Genomic DNA, 17,852 nt, shown 5'->3' on the forward strand with positions numbered 1-17,852 from the left:
TGGAAATAAAGACCAAGCATGCACATTCTCGCCAGCCAGACGCGCCGGATCGATGACGGTGGGGACGCGGTCGATCTCGGCCAGTCTCCAGCCGACATTCTGTTCCTGTCCGCTGCAGACACCGAACTGGGAAGCTTTGCCGCTGCGCAATCACGGCTTGGAACAGGCCGGGCAGGCCTGCGGCTCGCCAATCTCATGGCCTTGTCGCATCCCTATTCGGTCGATCTTTATGCCGAACAGACCGTCCGTGGGTCTCGGCTGATCGTTCTGCGAATTCTGGGTGGAGTGGAGTACTGGCGCTACGGCCTGGAAAGGTTTGAAGAAGAAGTCCGCGCGAATGGCATCGATCTGATTGTCATTCCAGGCGACGACAAGTGGGACGAAGAACTGACGTCCCGCTCCACCCGATCACCAGCGGAAGTGCATTGCTTCTGGCGATATTGTGTGGAAGGCGGCGCGGAGAATTACGCCAATGCCTTGAGATATGCAGCGCACCTGATCGGAAAGGGAGAAGAGCCCGCGCATCCGGTGCCTCTTCCTCGCGCGGGTATCTATCTTGCTGGCAAGGCCGCCCCCGATATAGCGCAACTGAAGGCCTCCTGGCGGGATCCTGAAAGACCTGTTGCAGCGATCACGTTCTACCGTGCTCTGGTGCAAGGTGCCCAAACCGCACCACTGGATGCGTTGATCGCTGCTCTCGACAAAGCCGGCGTAAATGCACTGCCGATCTATGTTTCCAGCCTGAAGGAAGCGGAATCCGTCGCCGTTCTGGAAAGCCTGTTCGATGAGGCACCGCCTGATGTCGTTTTGAACGGTACTGCCTTCGCCGTCTCGAAGGCCGGCGCAGCCCATCAGCCGACACCGCTCGATCGACCCGGCAAACCTGTGCTGCAGGTCGTCTTTTCGTCTTCCTCCAAAGAGGGCTGGGAAGACAGCGATCAGGGCTTGTCGATACGTGACCTCGCCATGCATGTCGTCTTGCCGGAGATTGACGGCCGGATCTTGACCCGTGCTGTCTCCTTCAAGGAAGAAGGGGTCTTCGATGAGGCCACCCAGTCGACGCCGGTTGCCTTTACGCCTGTTCCGGATCGGATCATGTTTACCGCGGCGCTTGCGGCTGCCTGGGGGAAACTCGGCCGGAAACCGGCTGCGGCCAAGAAGTCGGCCCTTATCCTGGCAAACTATCCGAACCGGGACGGGCGTCTTGCCAACGGTGTAGGGCTCGACACGCCTGCGTCATGCGTTCATTTGCTCAAGGCCATGGCCGCCGCGGGCTATGACGCCGGCAAGGTTCCAGCAAGCTCCGCAGATCTGATGGAAATCCTGACTTCGGGCGTAACCAATGCCCTGGAAGGCCGATCAGGCAAGGACGAATATCAGGCCTTGTCGCTTCAGGACTACGAGCGCTCCTTCGACAGGTTGCCCGACGTTGTTCGGTCAGCAGTTGTTGAACGTTGGGGAGTGCCGTCGGACGATCCTCATGTAACGGATGGCCATTTCCGCCTGGCCCTGCACCGGTTCGGCAATCAGGTGGTCGGTATTCAGCCGGCGCGTGGCTACAACATCGATCCGAAGGAAACCTACCACGATCCGGCATTGGTGCCGCCGCACCACTATTTTGCCTTCTACATCTGGCTGCGGGAACAATTCGCGGTCGATGCCGTCATTCACCTCGGCAAACACGGCAATCTGGAATGGCTGCCCGGCAAGGCACTGGCCCTGGCTGAAAGCTGTTTCCCGGAAGCCGTTCTGGGGCCAATTCCGAACATCTACCCGTTCATCGTCAATGACCCAGGTGAGGGGGCGCAGGCCAAGCGACGGACCTCGGCCGTCATCGTCGATCACCTGACACCGCCTTTGGCCCGAGCGGAGAGCCATGGCGTTGCCGAAGAGCTGGAGACGCTGCTTGATGAGTATTATCTGGCGAGCGGCGTTGACCCGCGCCGCCTTAAGGCATTGACGCGGGACATCCTGGACACTGCTGCACGGCATGGTCTGGACAAGGATATCGGTATTACCGAGACCATGGACGAGGAAACCCGCCTTGCGCGCCTCGACGCTCACTTGTGCGACCTGAAGGAACTGCAGATCAGGGACGGGCTGCATATTCTTGGCGAAAGTCCCGAAGGCGATCTTCTGATGGATCTGCTGGTTGCGTTGGCAAGGGTACCGCGCGGCAACAGGCCGGAACAGCAGAGCCTGCAAAGGGCTATCGCTTCGGACCTCGGTTTTGAAGGCTTTGATCCACTGGATTGCGATTTTGCTGCCCCCTGGCAGCAGTGTCGACCGGAGCACCTCGCAAATGTTCTGGAGGCTCCCTGGAGATCGCAAGGTGATACGGTCGAACGTATCGAACTTCTTGCCCGCGAAATCGTTGCGGGTAATCGCGGAGTGCCTGAGGCGTGGCAATCGACCCTTGCTGTTCTGGATGATCTAAACCAGGTTCTGCGGCCGGCTGTAACCGGCTCCGGACACGCTGAAACAAGCGCAGTGCTGACGGCATTGGAAGGTGGGTTCGTTGCCCCCGGGCCATCCGGCGCGCCTTCGCGTGGGCGTCCGGATGTGCTGCCCACTGGCCGGAACTTCTACTCCGTCGATGTACGTGCAGTGCCGACCGAAACCGCATGGCGGCTCGGTTGGCAATCCGCATCTCTTGTTGCAGAACGATACTTCCAGGAAGAAGGCGAATGGCCGAAATCGCTGGTCCTGACATGTTGGGGCACTGCCAACATGCGAACCGGAGGTGACGACATTGCCCAGGCGCTGGCGCTTATAGGGGCGCGTCCGGTGTGGGAGCAGGGTTCGGGCCGTGTCACCGGGTTCGAAATTCTGAAGCTTTCAGAACTTGGACGACCGCGTGTCGACGTTACCTTGCGGGTTTCCGGGTTTTTCCGTGATGCCTTCCCGCATCAAATGGATCTTTTTGACAGCGCCGCCCGTGCGGTCGGTGCGCTTGAAGAACCGGACGAAGCCAATCCGATTGCCGCACGAATGCGATCGGAAAGTGCACGGCTTCAAGCTGAAGGGCTGGACAAGAACGAAGCCGAACGCAGGGCCGGGTTCCGTGTCTTTGGCTCAAAACCGGGTGCCTATGGTGCTGGTCTGCAGGCGCTGATCGACGAGAAGCTTTGGGAGGAACGTTCGGATTTTGCCGATGCCTTTCTGACATGGGGTGGTTACGCCTACGGTGGCGGTGCGGAAGGCTCCGTCGCCAGGCACGATCTCGAAACGAGGCTGAAAACCGTGGACGCAGTCCTGCACAATCAGGACAACCGCGAACACGATCTGCTGGACAGCGACGACTATTATCAGTTCGAGGGCGGACTGGCAGCGACTGTCGAAGCACTGAAAGGCGAAGCACCGACGGTCTACCACAACGACCATTCGCGGCCTGAGCGTCCGGTGGTCCGCACCCTTTCGGAAGAGATCGGCCGCGTGGTGCGCGCTCGTGCGGCAAACCCGAAATGGATCGCAGGCGTCATGCGGCATGGCTACAAGGGCGCGTTCGAGATGGTTGCGACGCTCGACTATCTGTTCGCATTTGCCGCGACCACCCGGGCCGTGGGAGATCACCATTTTGACCAGCTGTATGATGCCTACGTGGATAACCAAGAAGTTCTGGATTTCCTCAAGGACGCCAATCCGGCGGGTCTCACCGAAATGCTGGACCGCTTTCATGAAGCAATTGAACGCGGCCTCTGGACGCCGCGACGCAATTCGACCCATGCTGCGCTGAATGATTTGAAAACAAGACTGGAAGGGACGGACGCATCGTGACCGCCGACAAGGACAAGCCGGAACTGACCGAAGAAGAACTCAATGCCCGCCATGCCGAGAAGATGCGCAAGAAGAAGGCCGCACGTGACAAGATCATGGCGACCAAGACCATCGAAAAGGGCTTGCTGATCGTCCACACGGGCAAGGGCAAAGGCAAGTCGACAGCCGGTTTCGGAATGGTGTTCCGTTCTCTCGGTCACGGCCACAAGGTGGGCGTGGTGCAATTCGTGAAGGGGCGGATCGAAACCGGTGAGCGCATGGCTCTGGAACGGTTCTCCGATCTCGTCACGATCAAACGGATGGGTGAGGGGTTCACGTGGGAAACACAGGACCGGCAGCGGGATATCGATGCGGCGAACGAAGCCTGGCAAGCCGCCAAGGACATGATCACATCCGGTGAATACCGCCTGATCCTGTGTGACGAGCTCAACATCGTTCTGCGCTACGATTATCTGGATATCGCCGAAGTGGTCGATTTCCTGAAGAACGAAAAACCGGACGATGTGCATGTCGTCATCACTGGGCGAAATGCCAAGGACGAGCTGATCGACATTGCAGATCTTGTCACCGACATGACCCAGATAAAACATCCCTTCCGGTCTGGTGTGAAACCACAGGAAGGCATCGAGTTTTAAACCCGGGCACTTGGATCACGAAACCCAGAGGTAATCAAAGGGGATCGAGGATGAGCAAGCTATTCGACCACAGTCTTCGCACGGCCTCGCAGGCGCATGTGGAAACGGTCCGGAAATACGAACTTTACCGAACCGTTGTCGAATTTCTGGCTGCATTGACGTTTCTTGTCGGCAGCGTCTTCTTTTTCTACGACAGCCTGATGTACGCAGGAACATGGTTGTTCGTGATCGGATCGGTTCTCTTTGCCGTTCGGCCGACGGTTCGCTTGATGCTGGAACTGCGGCTCGCCAATCTTCCGGTGCCAAGCGAATTTCGGCCATATGGCGCAGCACCATTCGGCAAAGATTGACGTTGCATGGTTGAGACAAAAGCGGCCGGCAAGGTACCGGCGATCATGGTCCAGGGCACAGGCTCGAATGTTGGCAAAAGCCTGATCGTCGCCGGTCTGTGTCGTCTTTTTGCCAACCGTGGCCTGAACGTTCGCCCTTTCAAGCCGCAGAACATGTCAAACAACGCTGCCGTAACAGCCGACGGCGGCGAAATCGGCAGGGCCCAGGCGCTTCAGGCCATGGGCTGCCGCGTTCCGTTGAGCGTTCACATGAACCCCGTTCTGTTGAAGCCCGAAACCGACACCGGTGCTCAGGTAATCGTGCAGGGCAAACGACATGGCACGATGCGGGCGCGCGAATATGGAAAGCAGAAAGCTGAATTATTACCGAAGGTTCTGGAGAGTTTTTCAATAAACGCCTCAGGTGTTGATCTGGTGATTGTCGAGGGGGCAGGAAGCCCTGCGGAAATCAATCTCCGCTCTGGAGACATCGCCAACATGGGATTTGCCGAGGCGGCGGATCTGCCGGTGATCCTGTGTGCGGATATAGATCGCGGCGGGGTTATTGCATCAGTCGTCGGAACCTGTGCTGTGCTGGAAGAAAACGAACGGCAGCGCATCAAGGGCTTCTTCATCAACCGGTTCCGGGGAGACCCGAGCCTGTTCGACGAAGGCTTGCGAGAAATCGAGCAGCGTACCGGTTGGCAAGGTGTCGGTGTTGTCCCGTGGTTTGCGGATGCTGCGAAACTTCCGGCAGAAGATGCGCTCGGTCTGGCGGACGGATTTGGTGACGGGGGGCTCAAGATCGTTGTTCCCGTGATCTCGCGGATCGCCAACTTCGACGACCTGGATCCGCTCCGGCTTGAACCGGGTGTTACGCTTGAGCTTGTTCAACCGGGCACCCCGTTGCCGGGAGACGCCGATGTCGTGCTTTTGCCCGGGTCCAAGTCCACTGTTGGTGACCTTGCCTTTTTCCGCAGACAGGGTTGGGACATAGATCTCAAGGCACACCACCGACGGGGCGGGCACATCCTGGGCGTCTGCGGTGGATATCAGATGCTGGGCAAGGTCATCTCGGATCCGGACGGTATCGAGGGATCCCCCGGAACGGTCGAAGGCCTGGGCTATCTGGATGTCGAGACCATCCTGACGGCAGATAAATCGACCGTTGCCGCACGCGCGACCCATGTTGCCAGCGGAGCCCCTGTCTCCGGCTACGAAATTCATGTCGGCCGAACGTCCGGGCCAGACTGTGCCCATCCCATGATGCGCCTTGATGATGGTCGGTCCGATGGTGCGGTCTCAGCGGATGGCCGAGTGTACGGAACCTACATTCACGGCCTGTTCACCGACGATGCCTTCCGGACGGCATACCTGAATGCCTTCGGTGTCCGCTCCGACCTCAGCTACGATCAGGACATCGACCGGATTCTGGACGACCTTGCAGGGCATCTGGACAGCGTCCTCGACGTGGAGGCCATCCTGAAGATCGCACGCGGCGCGGCTGAAAACGCCTGACCTAGAAGGCCAGCAATAACGCCAGACCTGCAATCAGCAACGCTTCGAGTGCGTAGCAGCCAATGAGGATCCTCAAGGCGCGCGAAATATCCTCTGCCCTCGCATCCTTTCGTCCACTCGCATTCAGATACCGGTCATTGACGGTGTAACCCGGATAGATCCGCGGTCCTGCAAGAGCCAGGTTCAGTGCGCCTGCCATGGCAGCCTCCGGCCAACCGGCATTTGGTGAGCGGTGCTTGCGGGCGTCGTCCAGAATACAGGCAATGCTCTTGCGGACCGAGCCCCGGGACAAGGGCGCACACAAGGCGATAAACAGCCCCGCCAGGCGCGAGGCGGGCAGATTGACCAGATCGTCGAAACGGGCAGCCGCCCAGCCGAAGTCGGCATAAACCTCGTTCTTGTGGCCGATCATGCTGTCGGCTGTATTCACCGCCTTGTAGACGATCAATCCGGGCAGGCCGAGCACGGCGAACCAGAATACGGGCGCCACGATACCGTCGGAATAATTCTCGGCGCAGGATTCGATGGCTGCCCGCGAGACACCGGCTTCGTCCAGCCGGTTCGGGTCACGCCCGACAATCAAGGAAACCGCCTTGCGGCCACCTTCCAACCCGTCCTTCAACAGGCCATCCCGCACGGCTGCCACGTGACGGTAAAGACTGTTTTGGGCGATAAACACCGCAGCTACGACAGCTTCGAGCACCCTGCCATATGGCAGCCACTTCGCAACGGCCTCAATGACGACGCCGGCAAGTCCGGCGCTGACAAGCAGCGCCAGGAGTGTCAGCACGCCGCCGAGCTTGCGCGTTGCCGGTGCGAATTCCGTTTTGTTGAAATGCCGGTCGAACAGGCCAATCAACTTGCCGATCCAGACAACCGGATGCGGCAGACGTTGCCACATCCAGTCGGGGTCACCGATCAGGGCGTCCAGCAACAGCGCGGCGAGAAGCAGCCAGAGAGCGTGGTCGTAAAGCAGCATCCCGGTCCGTCAGACCTCTTTTAGCGCTTCTGCAAGAGCGTCTGTCAGACGTTTGAGATTTTCCGGTCCACCTGGAAGGCCAAAGCGGATCCAGGTTGGTGCGTAGTCGAAGATCCGCGTCCAGATCCTTCTGCGGGCAAGGGCCTCATGCAGGCCTTTTGGATTGCGCAGACCGGCAAGCGCATAGAGAGGGGTGCCGCCGAAGACACTGAGGCCTGCCTCGGAAAGTGCGACTGTCAGGTCCGCCATGTCTTCGATCAACTGCCTGGTTGTCCGATCCTGCCAGGTGCTGTCACGCAGTGCCCTGGCCCCGATTTCCAGTGCCGGTCCGCTGAGGCTCCAGCTGTCGAGCAGGCCGGACATTCTGGAAATGGCGGTTTTTTCGCCTGCAAGAAAGCCGATCCGTAGTCCCGCAAGACCGAAGAACTTTCCGAAGGACCGCAAAACGACAACGTTTTCGGTTCCGATGTGCGGCAGCAAGGTGGCGCCCGGTACGACATCGGCAAAGGCTTCGTCCACCACCAGATAACCGCCGCGTGCGCTCAGTGTCCGCGCGATTTCGATCAGGCTTTTGACATCTATCAGACGTCCGTCCGGATTGTTCGGATTGACCAGAACCACGATCTTTGCATCAGCGGGCAGGGAGTAGACGCTGGATACTTCGATAGGTGCTCGGCTTTCCCGCGTCCAGGCATCCCTGTGGCTGGTATAGGTGGGTGAGGCGAGAACGACCGGCCCTTCAGGAAGGATGGTCGGTAGAAGCGACAGCAGGACCTGTGTTCCAGGCGCTGCACAGACAGCGAGATTGTCGGGAATGCGATAAGCTTGGCGAGCAGCTGCAATCAGGTGTTCTTCGGCCCCGCGTGCCGGCAGGCTGGTCCAGGTGGACAGCGGCAGGTCGTCAGGCACGGGATAGCTGTATGGATTTATCCCGGTTGATAAATCCAGCCAATCGTCATGCGTTCCGCCAAAGCGCTCAATCGCAAGGGTCAAATCCCCGCCGTGTTCCATGAAAATGCCTCTTGCAGTTGGCAGGTCGGCCGATCTGCCTTTCGTTACTCATCTAGCCGGTAGGGAGACCAAAAGTACAGACGGTTCCCGACATGCGTTGCCGCAAGAACGTCCTGCGCTTTGGTTCGTCCTGTCCCAAAGGCTGTTATGCGCATGTTGCCTGCCTTTTCAAACATTTATCAGGGTTCGGTGCCGCACTTCTGTCATTAGGGTGCAAGGGAGGCGGGTACGGCCGAAGGCGACGCAACTTTGGGCGCATTGACAGATCCGTCAAAGTGCAGAAAAAAGAACAAAAAGAGAACAATGTGCACCGAAGGACGCCCTGATGGCAAAGACCAGCCACCATTCACCATTGCAGGACGTGGAACGCGACACCCTGCTGGCTCAGCTTGCGCTGGCGCGGCAGGCCTTGATCAAGGCGCAGCGCGGCATGCGCCCCAGATCCGGACTGTCGCGCTCTGCCGCTGCGGTGATAGAGGAAATCGACGAATTTGCCTTTGTACTGACCGGTTCGACCGAGTTTTTTCACACAGGCGCCCACGGAACGCCGCCAAGACAACCCGGTTGATCGTGGCGAGAGCCGACCCACGATTGGATTGATCAAAGCCCTCGTTGGGTCTCGGAAATCAACTGGTCGACAATCCTGTCGAGAATGTCCTGGGGCAGGTGACCGTCTTCAGGAATATCACCAGCCAGTTCCAGCTGGCGTTCTGCGGAGGTGCCCCTGGCGGCGATTTGCCTCAAATGGTTCACGTCGGACACGCAGTCAAAATGAACTGCGTCCGGAAGAATGAGTTCAATCAGTTCCTCGATCATGTCCGGAAAGGCTGCCGTTTCGTTGCGGCCGAAATCGATCAGTTGTGCATTTGTGCCGTGTCGTTGTGCCTGCCAGCGGTTTTCCGCCAGGAGAAACCGTGAATATTGCCGCCAACCCTGATTGGCGCGGCGCAAGCGGTAAAGCATGCGGCACAGGCATCTGAAAGTCGCCGCTATGGCGACGGCATCGTCAAGCAACGGGCAGACATCGGTAATGCGCATTTCCAGTGTCGGAAACCGGTCGGAGGGGCGCAGGTCCCACCAGATCTTGGTGGCATCTTCGATGACACCGGCGCGAACGAGGATGTCGACCGTGTGCCGATAGTCGAAGTAACTGTCGAATCCGGGTGGCAGGCCGGTCCGCGGCATTTCGTTGAAAACCGACAGGCGATAGGACTTCAGGCCGGTGTTCCGACCACGCCAGAACGGGGATGAAGTGCTGAGTGCGAGCAGGTGCGGCAGGAAATAGGCGAGCTGATTGAACAGCTCAATGCGCAGTTCTTCGTCTTCGATACCGACATGAACATGCATTCCGCAGATCACCATACGCTTGACCACGAGCTGCATGGTCCTGGCGATCTCGTTGTAACGTTCCTTGTCTGTGTGCGGCTGGTCCGTCCAGTCGGCGAAGGGGTGGGTTGAAGACGCAATCGGCGCCAGATCGAACACTGCCGCCTCGCGCGCAATGGTCTTGCGGAAATAGCCGAGTTCCGCGCGGACTTCCTGCAGACTGGAGCAAACCGGTGTTCCAACCTCGATCTGACACTTCAGAAATTCAGGACTGACCCGTCCTTCGAGGGCGGTTTCGCAGGCCTTGAACAGTTCCGGTGGCGGCGAACTCGCCAACATGCGGGTCGATCTGTCGACGAGGAGATATTCTTCCTCGACGCCAATGCTGAAACTCGGTTCCTTCATGCTAGGCAGCTTCCGTGCTGTTACAGCGTTCGGTCAAGGCAGGATAAATGCGGATGGAGCACCTGAGAAACGATCGACACCCGGATCCTTGCCAAAAACTACCAGATGTTACCCGCGCCAGGCGTATAGGCAGCACCCATCACCGTGTTCGCCTTGACGATGTCGCACTCAAGAATGCCGGAAAACCTGGCGATGGGAGTGCTTGTCTCGGTCATGCTGGCAGAAACCTTGAATTTGCTGCCGGCCGAGATCTCGACAGTGTCCATGCCCTGGATGAGCACGCTTTTCGGCGCACTGATGATGACATCCTGGTTCTGTAGCGAAATCACGCTTTCCAGATCAGCTATTCGGTTTTCCAGGTCATTGATGCGCTGGCGCAAGGCTTCCACAAGAGCCGCGGTATTGTCGCTCGCGGAAACCGCTTGCGGTGTCTTGCGCGGCCGGGGCGGTTCAACGCGTTTCATGGTTGATGTCGTGATCACTCGCGCCGGTTTGCCTGGCGCTGGCGGACTTCCACCTGGTGTTTTCATGGCACATCCCCTTTTTCAAGGCTTCTGGACAGAAGCTAACATGACGCTAGGGAAAGATGTAGCATCGGCCTCGTTCAAGACAACGAACGCCTGAAAACATGCAATGATCTGAAAAAGTGTCTGGAGGCCCCGACCGGAATCGAACCGGTGTACACGGATTTGCAATCCGCTGCGTCACCACTCCGCCACAGGGCCCCTAGGTGGTGTGCCGCGCCTTATCAAACAGTTGCGCGATTTGGTCAAGCCCTGTTTTCAACGTCGTACACATTTCCACCGTTGCCGTTTATCGATTTGAGGAAAGCCATGAGTTGCTGCTTATTTTCCGCAGAAACCGGGTGCCATCGCAGGATCTGCTCGCGCGGATACTTGTCAGGCAGCCTTTGCATCGCTAATGAACGTTTCTCAAGAGGCGCCGGTAATCCGGCATGTCAAAGTGAGGGCCGATATGACGGACTTTAATCAGTCCCGCCGCAAGATGGTGGATAACCAGCTGCGCACCAACGATGTGACCGATCACCGGATCCTGGACGCAATGGAAGTGGTGCCGCGCGAGCGCTTCGTTCCCGCATCCAAACGTGCCGTTGCCTATATCGACGAAGATCTGCCGATTGGAGCAGTCGAAACCGGCCGCATGCTGATGAAACCGCATATTTTCGGAAAGCTGGTTCAACTGGCGGATATCCGGGAAGGCGATGTCGTTCTGGTCATTGGAGCTGGCACCGGTTACAGCGCTGCAGTCGTTTCCAAACTTGCTGCTTCCGTCGTGGCTCTTGAGGAAAATCCGGACCTTGCCAAGACGGCAACCGAGGTTCTGGTCGATCTCGGCATCGAAAATGCGGTTGTCGTGGAAGGCGCACTGGCAGCAGGCTATTCTTCCGAAGGCCCTTACGACGTCATTTTCGTGGACGGAGCCGTCGAGGTGCTGCCAAAGGCTCTGACTGACCAGCTGAAACCGACTGGACGTCTGGCAGTGATTGAAGGACGCGGTGGTGCTGGCGTCGCCAAACTCTACCAGAAATCGGGTTCTGCGGTGAGCAGCCGATTCGGTTTCAATGCCTCCGTTAGCGTGCTTCCTGGCTTCGACAAGGCTGACGAATTCGTTTTCTGAGCGATCAATTTGGTCCGGACTGACAGAAACCCGCCGAATGATGGCGGGTTTTTGCTTTAAAAGCGGAGAAATGGCTTAACGCAGCGATAACTTGTTGCCATTAAGCCGCACTCGCGGAAATTCGCAATTATCCGCTCTCAAACGGTTGAAGAATAACACCCATCAGTTTACTCAACAGGATCAAGTAGGTTGACCCGGAAGGAGTGTGGGGTGTCTGGTCGTTCAACTCTAAAAGTTTTGACCATTGCTGTTGGCCTGTTGGGTGGCGTTTCCGCCACCGCCTTGACCGGTGCCTCCCTGTCTCCCGCTGATGCTGAAACCATCAGAGAATCGCTGGCGCTTGCCTATTCGAACAATCCCACCTTGAACGCGGCGCGTGCGCAGCTTCGTGGTGTGGATGAGAATGTGCCTCAGGCACTTACGGGCTGGCGGCCAACCGTGACAGCATCCGCAGCGGCCGGACGCCTCGCAGCCGGGGCCGACTCGGCGATCGACTATCGCAACAATGCGTCGATCTCGCTGACGATCAGTCAGACCCTGTTCCGCGGCTTCCGGACGATCAATTCCACCCGTCAGGCAGAAGCTGTCGTGCGTGCTCAGCGTGAAAGCCTGATGTCGACGGAGCAGGACACGCTGCTGGATGCGGCAACGTCCTACGTGGATGTGATCAGGGATACGGCTCTGGTGTCGCTTCAGCGCAGCGACCTTGCCTTCCTTCAGGAACAGGTAAGAGCCGCACGTGACCGGTTCGACGTAGGTGAGGGCACCCGGACGGACGTCAGCCAGGCGGAAGCCCGCGCTGCCGAAGCCCGCGCCAGCCTCAACACCGCGATGGCCAACCTGAATACAAGCCGCGCCATCTACCGTCAGGTGATCGGCGTTGAGGCACGCAGCCTGTCGGCGGATACGTCGATCAGCCGCTACGTTCCCAAGTCCATTGACGAGGCGATGCAGCTGAGTGAAACACATCAGCCGTTGATCCGTCAGGCGCAACACCTTGTCGATGCCGCCATTTTCAACACCAAGACGATCGAAGGCGAACTTCTGCCGACCGTCACCTTGGATGGCAGCATTTCCAGATCGTGGAACCCGTCTGCAACGACCGACTACAGCGATAATGCGCAGATCTTCGGTAACGTCAGCATTCCGCTCTACCAGGGTGGTGGCGTGTCGTCGCGTGTGCGGCAGGCCAAGGAAGAGCTGGGCCAGACCCGTCTGCAGCTGGATGTGGCGCGCGATCAGATTCGCGCCAACGTCATTTCCGCCTGGGGTAACTACCAGGCGGCAGAAGCTTCCATCGTTGCAGCCCAGGCCGCCGTCGAAGCACAGCAGCTGGCCCTGGAAGGCGTTATTGAAGAGCAACGCGTCGGTCAGCGCACCACGCTCGACGTTCTTGACGCTCAGCGCGAACTGGTCATTCAGCAGTCCAATCTCGTAACAGCGCAGCGCAACCGGATTGTCAGCGGATATCAGCTGGTTGCTTCGATTGGCCGGTTGGACGCTGAATCACTTGGCCTCAACGTTGCCCGCTACAATCCGAAGCAGCATTACGAGGCTGTGCGGGACCAGTGGTTTGGTCTGCGCACGCCGGATGGCCGGTAAGAAACTGGTAACTTATATTCTTCACGATGGCGGCTGACGGTCGAAAGATCTTCAGCCGCTTTTGTTATTCGGCTGATCATCCTGACAAATTTACGAAGGATGACGTGAAACGCCTGGCCGAATTCCACCCTTGATCGGTAATTCCCGACTAAAAAGGGGATAAGGCGATGCTTCGGGGCGCGTTCACTTTGCGCGTTTCTTATTGACCCGCATAATTTCGGTTAACGAATCATTTTGATGGAACAGACTGTTCCTGAGCGTAGCCGGTAAGTACGGGGGAAGTCATGGCGCAGGCGAAGAAGGCTGATGAGCCGTCGATGGAGGAAATCCTCGCGTCGATCCGCCGAATCATATCCGATGAGGACTCCCAGGGAGCCGAAGACGGCGAAAGCGGCAGCAGCGAACCCGTAGAGACACCAGTAGAAGAAGAGGCGGCGGACGATATGGGCAATGCCTCCGAAATGTCCCAGGACGATCTCGACAAGCTGTTCGACATGAGCAGCGACGATGATGAAGATGACCTTCCGGTAGAAGACGACGACGCGGATGACATGGCTGCAGCCATGGCTGCGGATGCCGAAGAAGACGAAGGCGAAGACGTTCTGGAGCTGACCGAGGAACTGGCGATTCCTGACGATGATGCGATGGACATTGTCGAAGGAATGGCAGAGGACCTGGACGGCGACGAAGGAGACATTTCCTTCGCGGCTCCACCTGCTCCTGAATTTGATCCTGAACCGGAACCTGTCTTCGACCCTGAGCCTGTGATGGCCGCTCGGCCGGTGCCTGACGATTTGCCGAATGTGGCGGACGATGCCCCTCTGACATCGCAGAACACCGGTGAAGCCGTTCACGCGGCATTCGACAACCTGTCGAACATGTTTGTAGGCTCGCAGGCGCAGACGGTTGAGGAGCTGGTCAAGGAAATGCTGCGGCCGATGCTGAAGGCGTGGCTGGACCAGAACCTGCCTGGCATGGTCGAGCAGATGGTTCAAAAGGAAATTCAGCGCGTGACGCGCCGGCGCTAGGCCGGATTTGTCCGAAGATTTCAGTCAGGGGGTGTCAGATGGCATCCCCTGAATTCGTTTCTGGCAATCGCTGAGCACATATTCTGCCATTCACAGCCTTGGCATGCCTTGCGGATTGAGCCGTTAGCGAACGCATCTCTCAGAACAGACAGGGTCTGTCGGTCCAAAATGATGGAATTGCCCTTTTCAAGAGGGCGTCCGAGCGCCAGTGCAATATCAGCGGCCGCTGTCCGGTCCCTGTCGCGAACGCTTTCATTTCGACAATGGCACCCCGGGTCGTCCAACATTGGCTGGCACAAGGTGTCAGGACCTTCTACCAGCTCAATGGGTTCACCTTCATTCAGGCGCTGAACGATTGTGCTGTAATTTTCGACAAAGGCCGGCGTATAGCCTTTGCCCAGATAGGTCAGCATGCAAAGCAGGTGGTGTGGACGGATTGAAACGGTCATGACCCGCTTATCGCAGCAAACGTCATTCAACCCAAGTTCTGACTGTCGGATAGGCGCTTCTCCCTCCAAATGCGCCACATGGCTGCGGGATTGGCCTGCATAGGCGGTTGACTTGCGGCAGCGCATCCGATTTACACGGTGCTTCACGAAAATCGAAATTCATTCTCCCATTGAGTGACCCTGATGCTGGATAAGACCTACGATGCGGCCAGCGTTGAGCCGCGGATTTACGAAACCTGGGAAAAGGCGGAGGCCTTCAAGGCCGGAGCTGGTGCCAAAGAGGGTGCAGCCTCCTTTTCCATCGTAATTCCGCCGCCGAACGTAAACGGTTCGCTGCACATGGGGCATGCTCTCAACAACACGCTTCAGGACATCCTGATCCGCTGGAAGCGCATGCAGGGCTTCGATACTCTTTGGCAACCGGGCACCGACCATGCGGGGATCGCGCTTCAGATCGCTGTCGAAAGACAGATGGCCGAACGCAACGAGCCGAGCCGCACAGAGATCGGCCGCGAGGCATTCGTGCAGCGTGCGTGGCGCTACAAGGGAGAAGTCGGCAGCGCGATTATCGCTCAGCTCAAGCGTCTGGGCGCATCATGCGACTGGTCGCGTGAGCGGTTCACCATGGACGAAGGCCTGTCGGAGGCCGTTCGCAAGGTTTTTGTCGACCTCTACAACGAGGGCCTGATCTACAAGTCCAAGCGGCTTGTCAACTGGGATCCGAAGATGGAGACAGCCATTTCCGATCTCGAGGTCGAGAACATCGAAACCGATGGACACATGTGGCACTTCCGCTACCCGCTTGCTGGTGGCGCGACCTATGAATACGTCGAGAAAGACGAAGAGGGGAACATCACCCTTCGCGAGACCCGTGACTATATTTCGATTGCCACGACGCGGCCGGAAACCATGCTGGGTGACGGTGCCGTTGCCGTTCATCCGGACGATGAGCGTTACAAGCCAATTGTCGGCAAACTCTGCGAAATCCCGGTCGGGCCGAAGGAACATCGCCGTTTGATCCCGATCATCACCGACGAATATCCGGATCCGGATTTCGGCTCGGGGGCGGTCAAGATCACCGGTGCACATGACTTCAACGACTATGGTGTCGCTCAGCGCAACAAGATTCCGATGTACCGCCTGATGGACACCAAGGGTGCGATGCGCGCCGATGGTGCGCCTTATGTCGAAGAGGCCGCCAAGGCCCAGGCGATCATCGATGGCGCAGAGATGACCATTCAAGAGGTCGATCTCATCAACATCGTTCCGGACGATCTGCGTGGACTTGACCGGTTCGAGGCGCGCAAACGCGTTATTGAACAGATTACGGCGGAAGGTCTGGCAGTTACGGCGCCGGCGGATCATCCGGACGTCGCCTGGATGAAGGGGCAGGCCCCTGAATGGAACACGCTTGGCCGGGCCGTCGTTCGTCCGCTGGAGGAAGGCGCGGAAGCACCGGAGCGGTTGCCGCTGGTTGAATCCAAGAAGATCATGCAGCCGTTCGGAGACCGCTCCAAGGTCGTCATTGAGCCTATGCTGACGGACCAATGGTTTGTCGATGCCAAGACACTGGCGGCTCCCGCCCTGAAAGCCGTTCAGGACGGCACGACCAAGCTTATTCCCGGCAACGCCGACAAGGTCTATTTCAACTGGCTCAACGACATTCAGCCCTGGTGTATTTCCCGCCAGCTCTGGTGGGGCCATCAGATCCCTGTCTGGTACGATGAAGATGGCAAGGAATACTGCGCGCATTCCGAGGAAGAGGCCGTTGCAATGGCAGGCGGCAAGGCGCTGACGCGCGACGAGGACGTTCTGGACACGTGGTTCTCCTCTGCGCTCTGGCCGTTTTCGACGCTTGGTTGGCCACACAAGACGCCGGAACTCGAGCGCTACTACAAGACGGATGTGCTCATCACGGGTCTCGACATCATCTTCTTCTGGGTTGCCCGGATGATGATGCAGGGCATTCATTTCATGGACGAAGTGCCGTTCCACACGGTTTACTTCAACTCGATCGTTGTTGATGGCAAGGGCAAGAAAATGTCCAAGTCGACCGGCAACGTGATCGATCCTCTCGATCTGATCGGCCGTTTCGGCGCCGATGCCACTCGGTTTGCGCTTGCGAGCCAGGAGGTTCAGGCCCGCAGAATGCTTCGGATGTCCGACCAGGCAGCCGAAGGCGGTCAGCGCTTTGCCACCAAACTCTGGAACGCTGCCCGGTTCGCCGAAATGAACGGCTGTGCCCGGATGGAAGGGTTCGACCCGGCAGCAACCAAGCACACGCTCAACCGTTGGATCGCAACGGAAGCAAGCCGCTGTATCACCGAGGTGACCGCAGCACTCGAGGACTTCCGGTTCAACGATGCATCCGGTGCTGCCTATCGGTTCACCTGGAACACGTTCTGCGACTGGTACCTGGAACTCGCAAAGCCGATCTTCAACGGTGATGATGAAGCTGCCAAGGCTGAAACCCGGGCAACGGCAGCATGGGCGTTGGACGAAATCCTGAAGGTCCTGCATCCGATCATGCCGTTCCTGACGGAAGAACTGTGGGAGCGTCTCGGAGACGAAGGCAACGCGCATGATGGCTTGCTGATGCTGACTGCCTGGCCGGAGCCCAAGGTTTCCGATGAGGCTGCGGCTGGTGAGATCAACTGGCTTGTCGATCTGATTTCCGAAATCAGATCGGTTCGCGCGGAAATGAACATTCCGGCAGGTGCGAAGGTCTCCGTGGTCGTCACAGGGGCCAGCGAACAGACCAAGGCCCGGCTCAAGACCCACGAATCTGCCATTCTTCGTCTGGCAAGGGCTGAGACCGTTTCCCTGGCTGATGCAGCTCCCTCTGGAGCGGCCCAGATTATTGTTGGAGAAGCCACGGTCTGTCTGCCACTCGCCGGGGTCATCGACCTTGGTGCAGAAAAGACCCGACTTCAGAAGGAAGCCGGCAAGCTGGAAGGTGAGATCTCGAAGATCGAGAAGAAGCTTTCCAACCCGGCATTCGTTGCCAAGGCCCCCGAAGAGGTTGTTGACGGCGAACGCGAAAAAGTTGCCGAATCCAAGGAAAAGCTGGAGAAGGTCCAGACGGCGCTCGGTCGTCTGGCGGAAATCGGCTAGATCATTTCTCGGCCCGGAACGAGCTTTGTCTTTTCCGGGCC

Annotated in this window: 14 protein-coding genes and 1 tRNA gene; 9 read left to right on the forward strand and 6 right to left on the reverse strand. The window is 58.2% G+C overall.

Annotated features, from left to right (window positions below; translation table 11 throughout):
- Nucleotides 1-18 precede the first annotated feature (18 nt).
- Genes cobN through ACVDG9_RS11685 form a run of 4 tightly spaced genes read left to right on the forward strand, consistent with a single transcriptional unit; the run spans nt 19 to nt 6,259 of the window.
- Entirely contained in the window at nt 19-3,777 is a 3,759-nt protein-coding gene (gene cobN / locus ACVDG9_RS11670) for a cobaltochelatase subunit CobN (protein WP_447238028.1), read from the forward strand.
- Nucleotides 3,774-4,412 carry a cob(I)yrinic acid a,c-diamide adenosyltransferase gene (gene cobO / locus ACVDG9_RS11675; protein ID WP_022998764.1) on the forward strand — a complete coding sequence of 213 codons (639 nt, stop codon included), beginning with the start codon at nt 3,774-3,776 and terminating at the stop codon, nt 4,410-4,412. Before cobN ends, cobO begins: the two co-directional genes overlap by 4 nt.
- Nucleotides 4,413-4,462: 50 nt before the next feature.
- Nucleotides 4,463-4,762 (forward strand): YrhK family protein, encoded by a 300-nt coding sequence (locus ACVDG9_RS11680; protein ID WP_022998763.1) that lies wholly within the window; start codon nt 4,463-4,465, stop codon nt 4,760-4,762.
- A 6-nt stretch (nt 4,763-4,768) separates the two neighbouring features.
- Nucleotides 4,769-6,259, forward strand: a complete 1,491-nt coding sequence (locus ACVDG9_RS11685) for a cobyric acid synthase (RefSeq protein ID WP_447238029.1) — start codon at nt 4,769-4,771, stop codon at nt 6,257-6,259.
- A 1-nt stretch (nt 6,260) separates the two neighbouring features.
- On the opposite strand, the gene cbiB is transcribed toward ACVDG9_RS11685, so the two are convergent.
- Together cbiB and cobD are read right to left on the reverse strand one after the other, a co-directional pair.
- Nucleotides 6,261-7,238, reverse strand: a complete 978-nt coding sequence (cbiB, locus tag ACVDG9_RS11690; protein WP_447238030.1) for an adenosylcobinamide-phosphate synthase CbiB — start codon at nt 7,236-7,238, stop codon at nt 6,261-6,263.
- Between the two features lie 9 nt (nt 7,239-7,247).
- Nucleotides 7,248-8,249 (reverse strand): threonine-phosphate decarboxylase CobD, encoded by a 1,002-nt coding sequence (gene cobD / locus ACVDG9_RS11695; protein ID WP_022998760.1) that lies wholly within the window; start codon nt 8,247-8,249, stop codon nt 7,248-7,250.
- Between the two features lie 325 nt (nt 8,250-8,574).
- On the opposite strand from cobD, the gene ACVDG9_RS11700 reads away from it, so the two are divergent.
- The gene (locus ACVDG9_RS11700) at nt 8,575-8,817 is read left to right on the forward strand and encodes a hypothetical protein (RefSeq protein WP_447238031.1); all 243 of its coding nucleotides are present in this window, start codon (nt 8,575-8,577) and stop codon (nt 8,815-8,817) included.
- Between the two features lie 32 nt (nt 8,818-8,849).
- On the opposite strand, the gene ACVDG9_RS11705 is transcribed toward ACVDG9_RS11700, so the two are convergent.
- The 3 genes from ACVDG9_RS11705 to ACVDG9_RS11715 all read right to left on the reverse strand — a co-directional run bounded on the left by ACVDG9_RS11705 (nt 8,850) and on the right by ACVDG9_RS11715 (nt 10,705).
- Nucleotides 8,850-9,980, reverse strand: coding sequence for a carboxylate-amine ligase (locus tag ACVDG9_RS11705; protein ID WP_447238032.1), 1,131 nt, complete (start codon nt 9,978-9,980; stop codon nt 8,850-8,852).
- Nucleotides 9,981-10,078: 98 nt separating this feature from the next.
- Entirely contained in the window at nt 10,079-10,444 is a 366-nt protein-coding gene (locus ACVDG9_RS11710; RefSeq protein ID WP_022998757.1) for a hypothetical protein, read from the reverse strand.
- Between the two features lie 187 nt (nt 10,445-10,631).
- Nucleotides 10,632-10,705 (reverse strand) — tRNA-Cys (locus ACVDG9_RS11715).
- Between the two features lie 250 nt (nt 10,706-10,955).
- Between ACVDG9_RS11715 and ACVDG9_RS11720 the strand changes: the two genes are divergently transcribed.
- The 3 genes from ACVDG9_RS11720 to ACVDG9_RS11730 all read left to right on the forward strand — a co-directional run bounded on the left by ACVDG9_RS11720 (nt 10,956) and on the right by ACVDG9_RS11730 (nt 14,248).
- Nucleotides 10,956-11,618: a protein-L-isoaspartate O-methyltransferase family protein gene (locus tag ACVDG9_RS11720; RefSeq protein WP_031268553.1), complete on the forward strand. Its 663-nt coding sequence runs from the start codon at nt 10,956-10,958 to the stop codon at nt 11,616-11,618.
- A 210-nt stretch (nt 11,619-11,828) separates the two neighbouring features.
- The gene (locus ACVDG9_RS11725; RefSeq protein ID WP_447238033.1) at nt 11,829-13,220 is read left to right on the forward strand and encodes a TolC family outer membrane protein; all 1,392 of its coding nucleotides are present in this window, start codon (nt 11,829-11,831) and stop codon (nt 13,218-13,220) included.
- Between the two features lie 284 nt (nt 13,221-13,504).
- Nucleotides 13,505-14,248, forward strand: a complete 744-nt coding sequence (locus ACVDG9_RS11730; protein ID WP_022998753.1) for a PopZ family protein — start codon at nt 13,505-13,507, stop codon at nt 14,246-14,248.
- A 20-nt stretch (nt 14,249-14,268) separates the two neighbouring features.
- Here the strand turns inward: ACVDG9_RS11730 and ACVDG9_RS11735 are convergent, their stop codons facing one another.
- On the reverse strand, nt 14,269-14,697 hold the full coding sequence (locus ACVDG9_RS11735) for a DUF1284 domain-containing protein (protein WP_447238034.1): 429 nt from the start codon (nt 14,695-14,697) through the stop codon (nt 14,269-14,271).
- Nucleotides 14,698-14,880: 183 nt separating this feature from the next.
- Here ACVDG9_RS11735 and ACVDG9_RS11740 point away from each other — a divergent pair, with 183 nt between their 5' ends.
- Nucleotides 14,881-17,811: a valine--tRNA ligase gene (locus ACVDG9_RS11740; protein ID WP_447238035.1), complete on the forward strand. Its 2,931-nt coding sequence runs from the start codon at nt 14,881-14,883 to the stop codon at nt 17,809-17,811.
- Nucleotides 17,812-17,852 lie beyond the last annotated feature (41 nt).

The organism is Roseibium sp. RP-7 (assembly GCF_053005225.1).

Bases quoted from the DNA above. Each gene is read 5' to 3' on its own strand.
- ACVDG9_RS11720 (WP_031268553.1), top strand. From the start codon at position 10,956: ATGACGGACTTTAATCAGTCCCGCCGCAAGATGGTGGATAACCAGCTG.
- cobD (WP_022998760.1), bottom strand. From the start codon at position 8,249: ATGGAACACGGCGGGGATTTGACCCTTGCGATTGAGCGCTTTGGCGGA.
- ACVDG9_RS11740 (WP_447238035.1), top strand. From the start codon at position 14,881: ATGCTGGATAAGACCTACGATGCGGCCAGCGTTGAGCCGCGGATTTAC.
- cbiB (WP_447238030.1), bottom strand. From the start codon at position 7,238: ATGCTGCTTTACGACCACGCTCTCTGGCTGCTTCTCGCCGCGCTGTTG.
- ACVDG9_RS11730 (WP_022998753.1), top strand. From the start codon at position 13,505: ATGGCGCAGGCGAAGAAGGCTGATGAGCCGTCGATGGAGGAAATCCTC.
- cobN (WP_447238028.1), top strand. From the start codon at position 19: ATGCACATTCTCGCCAGCCAGACGCGCCGGATCGATGACGGTGGGGAC.
- ACVDG9_RS11685 (WP_447238029.1), top strand. From the start codon at position 4,769: ATGGTTGAGACAAAAGCGGCCGGCAAGGTACCGGCGATCATGGTCCAG.
- ACVDG9_RS11700 (WP_447238031.1), top strand. From the start codon at position 8,575: ATGGCAAAGACCAGCCACCATTCACCATTGCAGGACGTGGAACGCGAC.
- ACVDG9_RS11735 (WP_447238034.1), bottom strand. From the start codon at position 14,697: ATGACCGTTTCAATCCGTCCACACCACCTGCTTTGCATGCTGACCTAT.
- ACVDG9_RS11705 (WP_447238032.1), bottom strand. From the start codon at position 9,980: ATGAAGGAACCGAGTTTCAGCATTGGCGTCGAGGAAGAATATCTCCTC.
- ACVDG9_RS11680 (WP_022998763.1), top strand. From the start codon at position 4,463: ATGAGCAAGCTATTCGACCACAGTCTTCGCACGGCCTCGCAGGCGCAT.
- ACVDG9_RS11710 (WP_022998757.1), bottom strand. From the start codon at position 10,444: ATGAAACGCGTTGAACCGCCCCGGCCGCGCAAGACACCGCAAGCGGTT.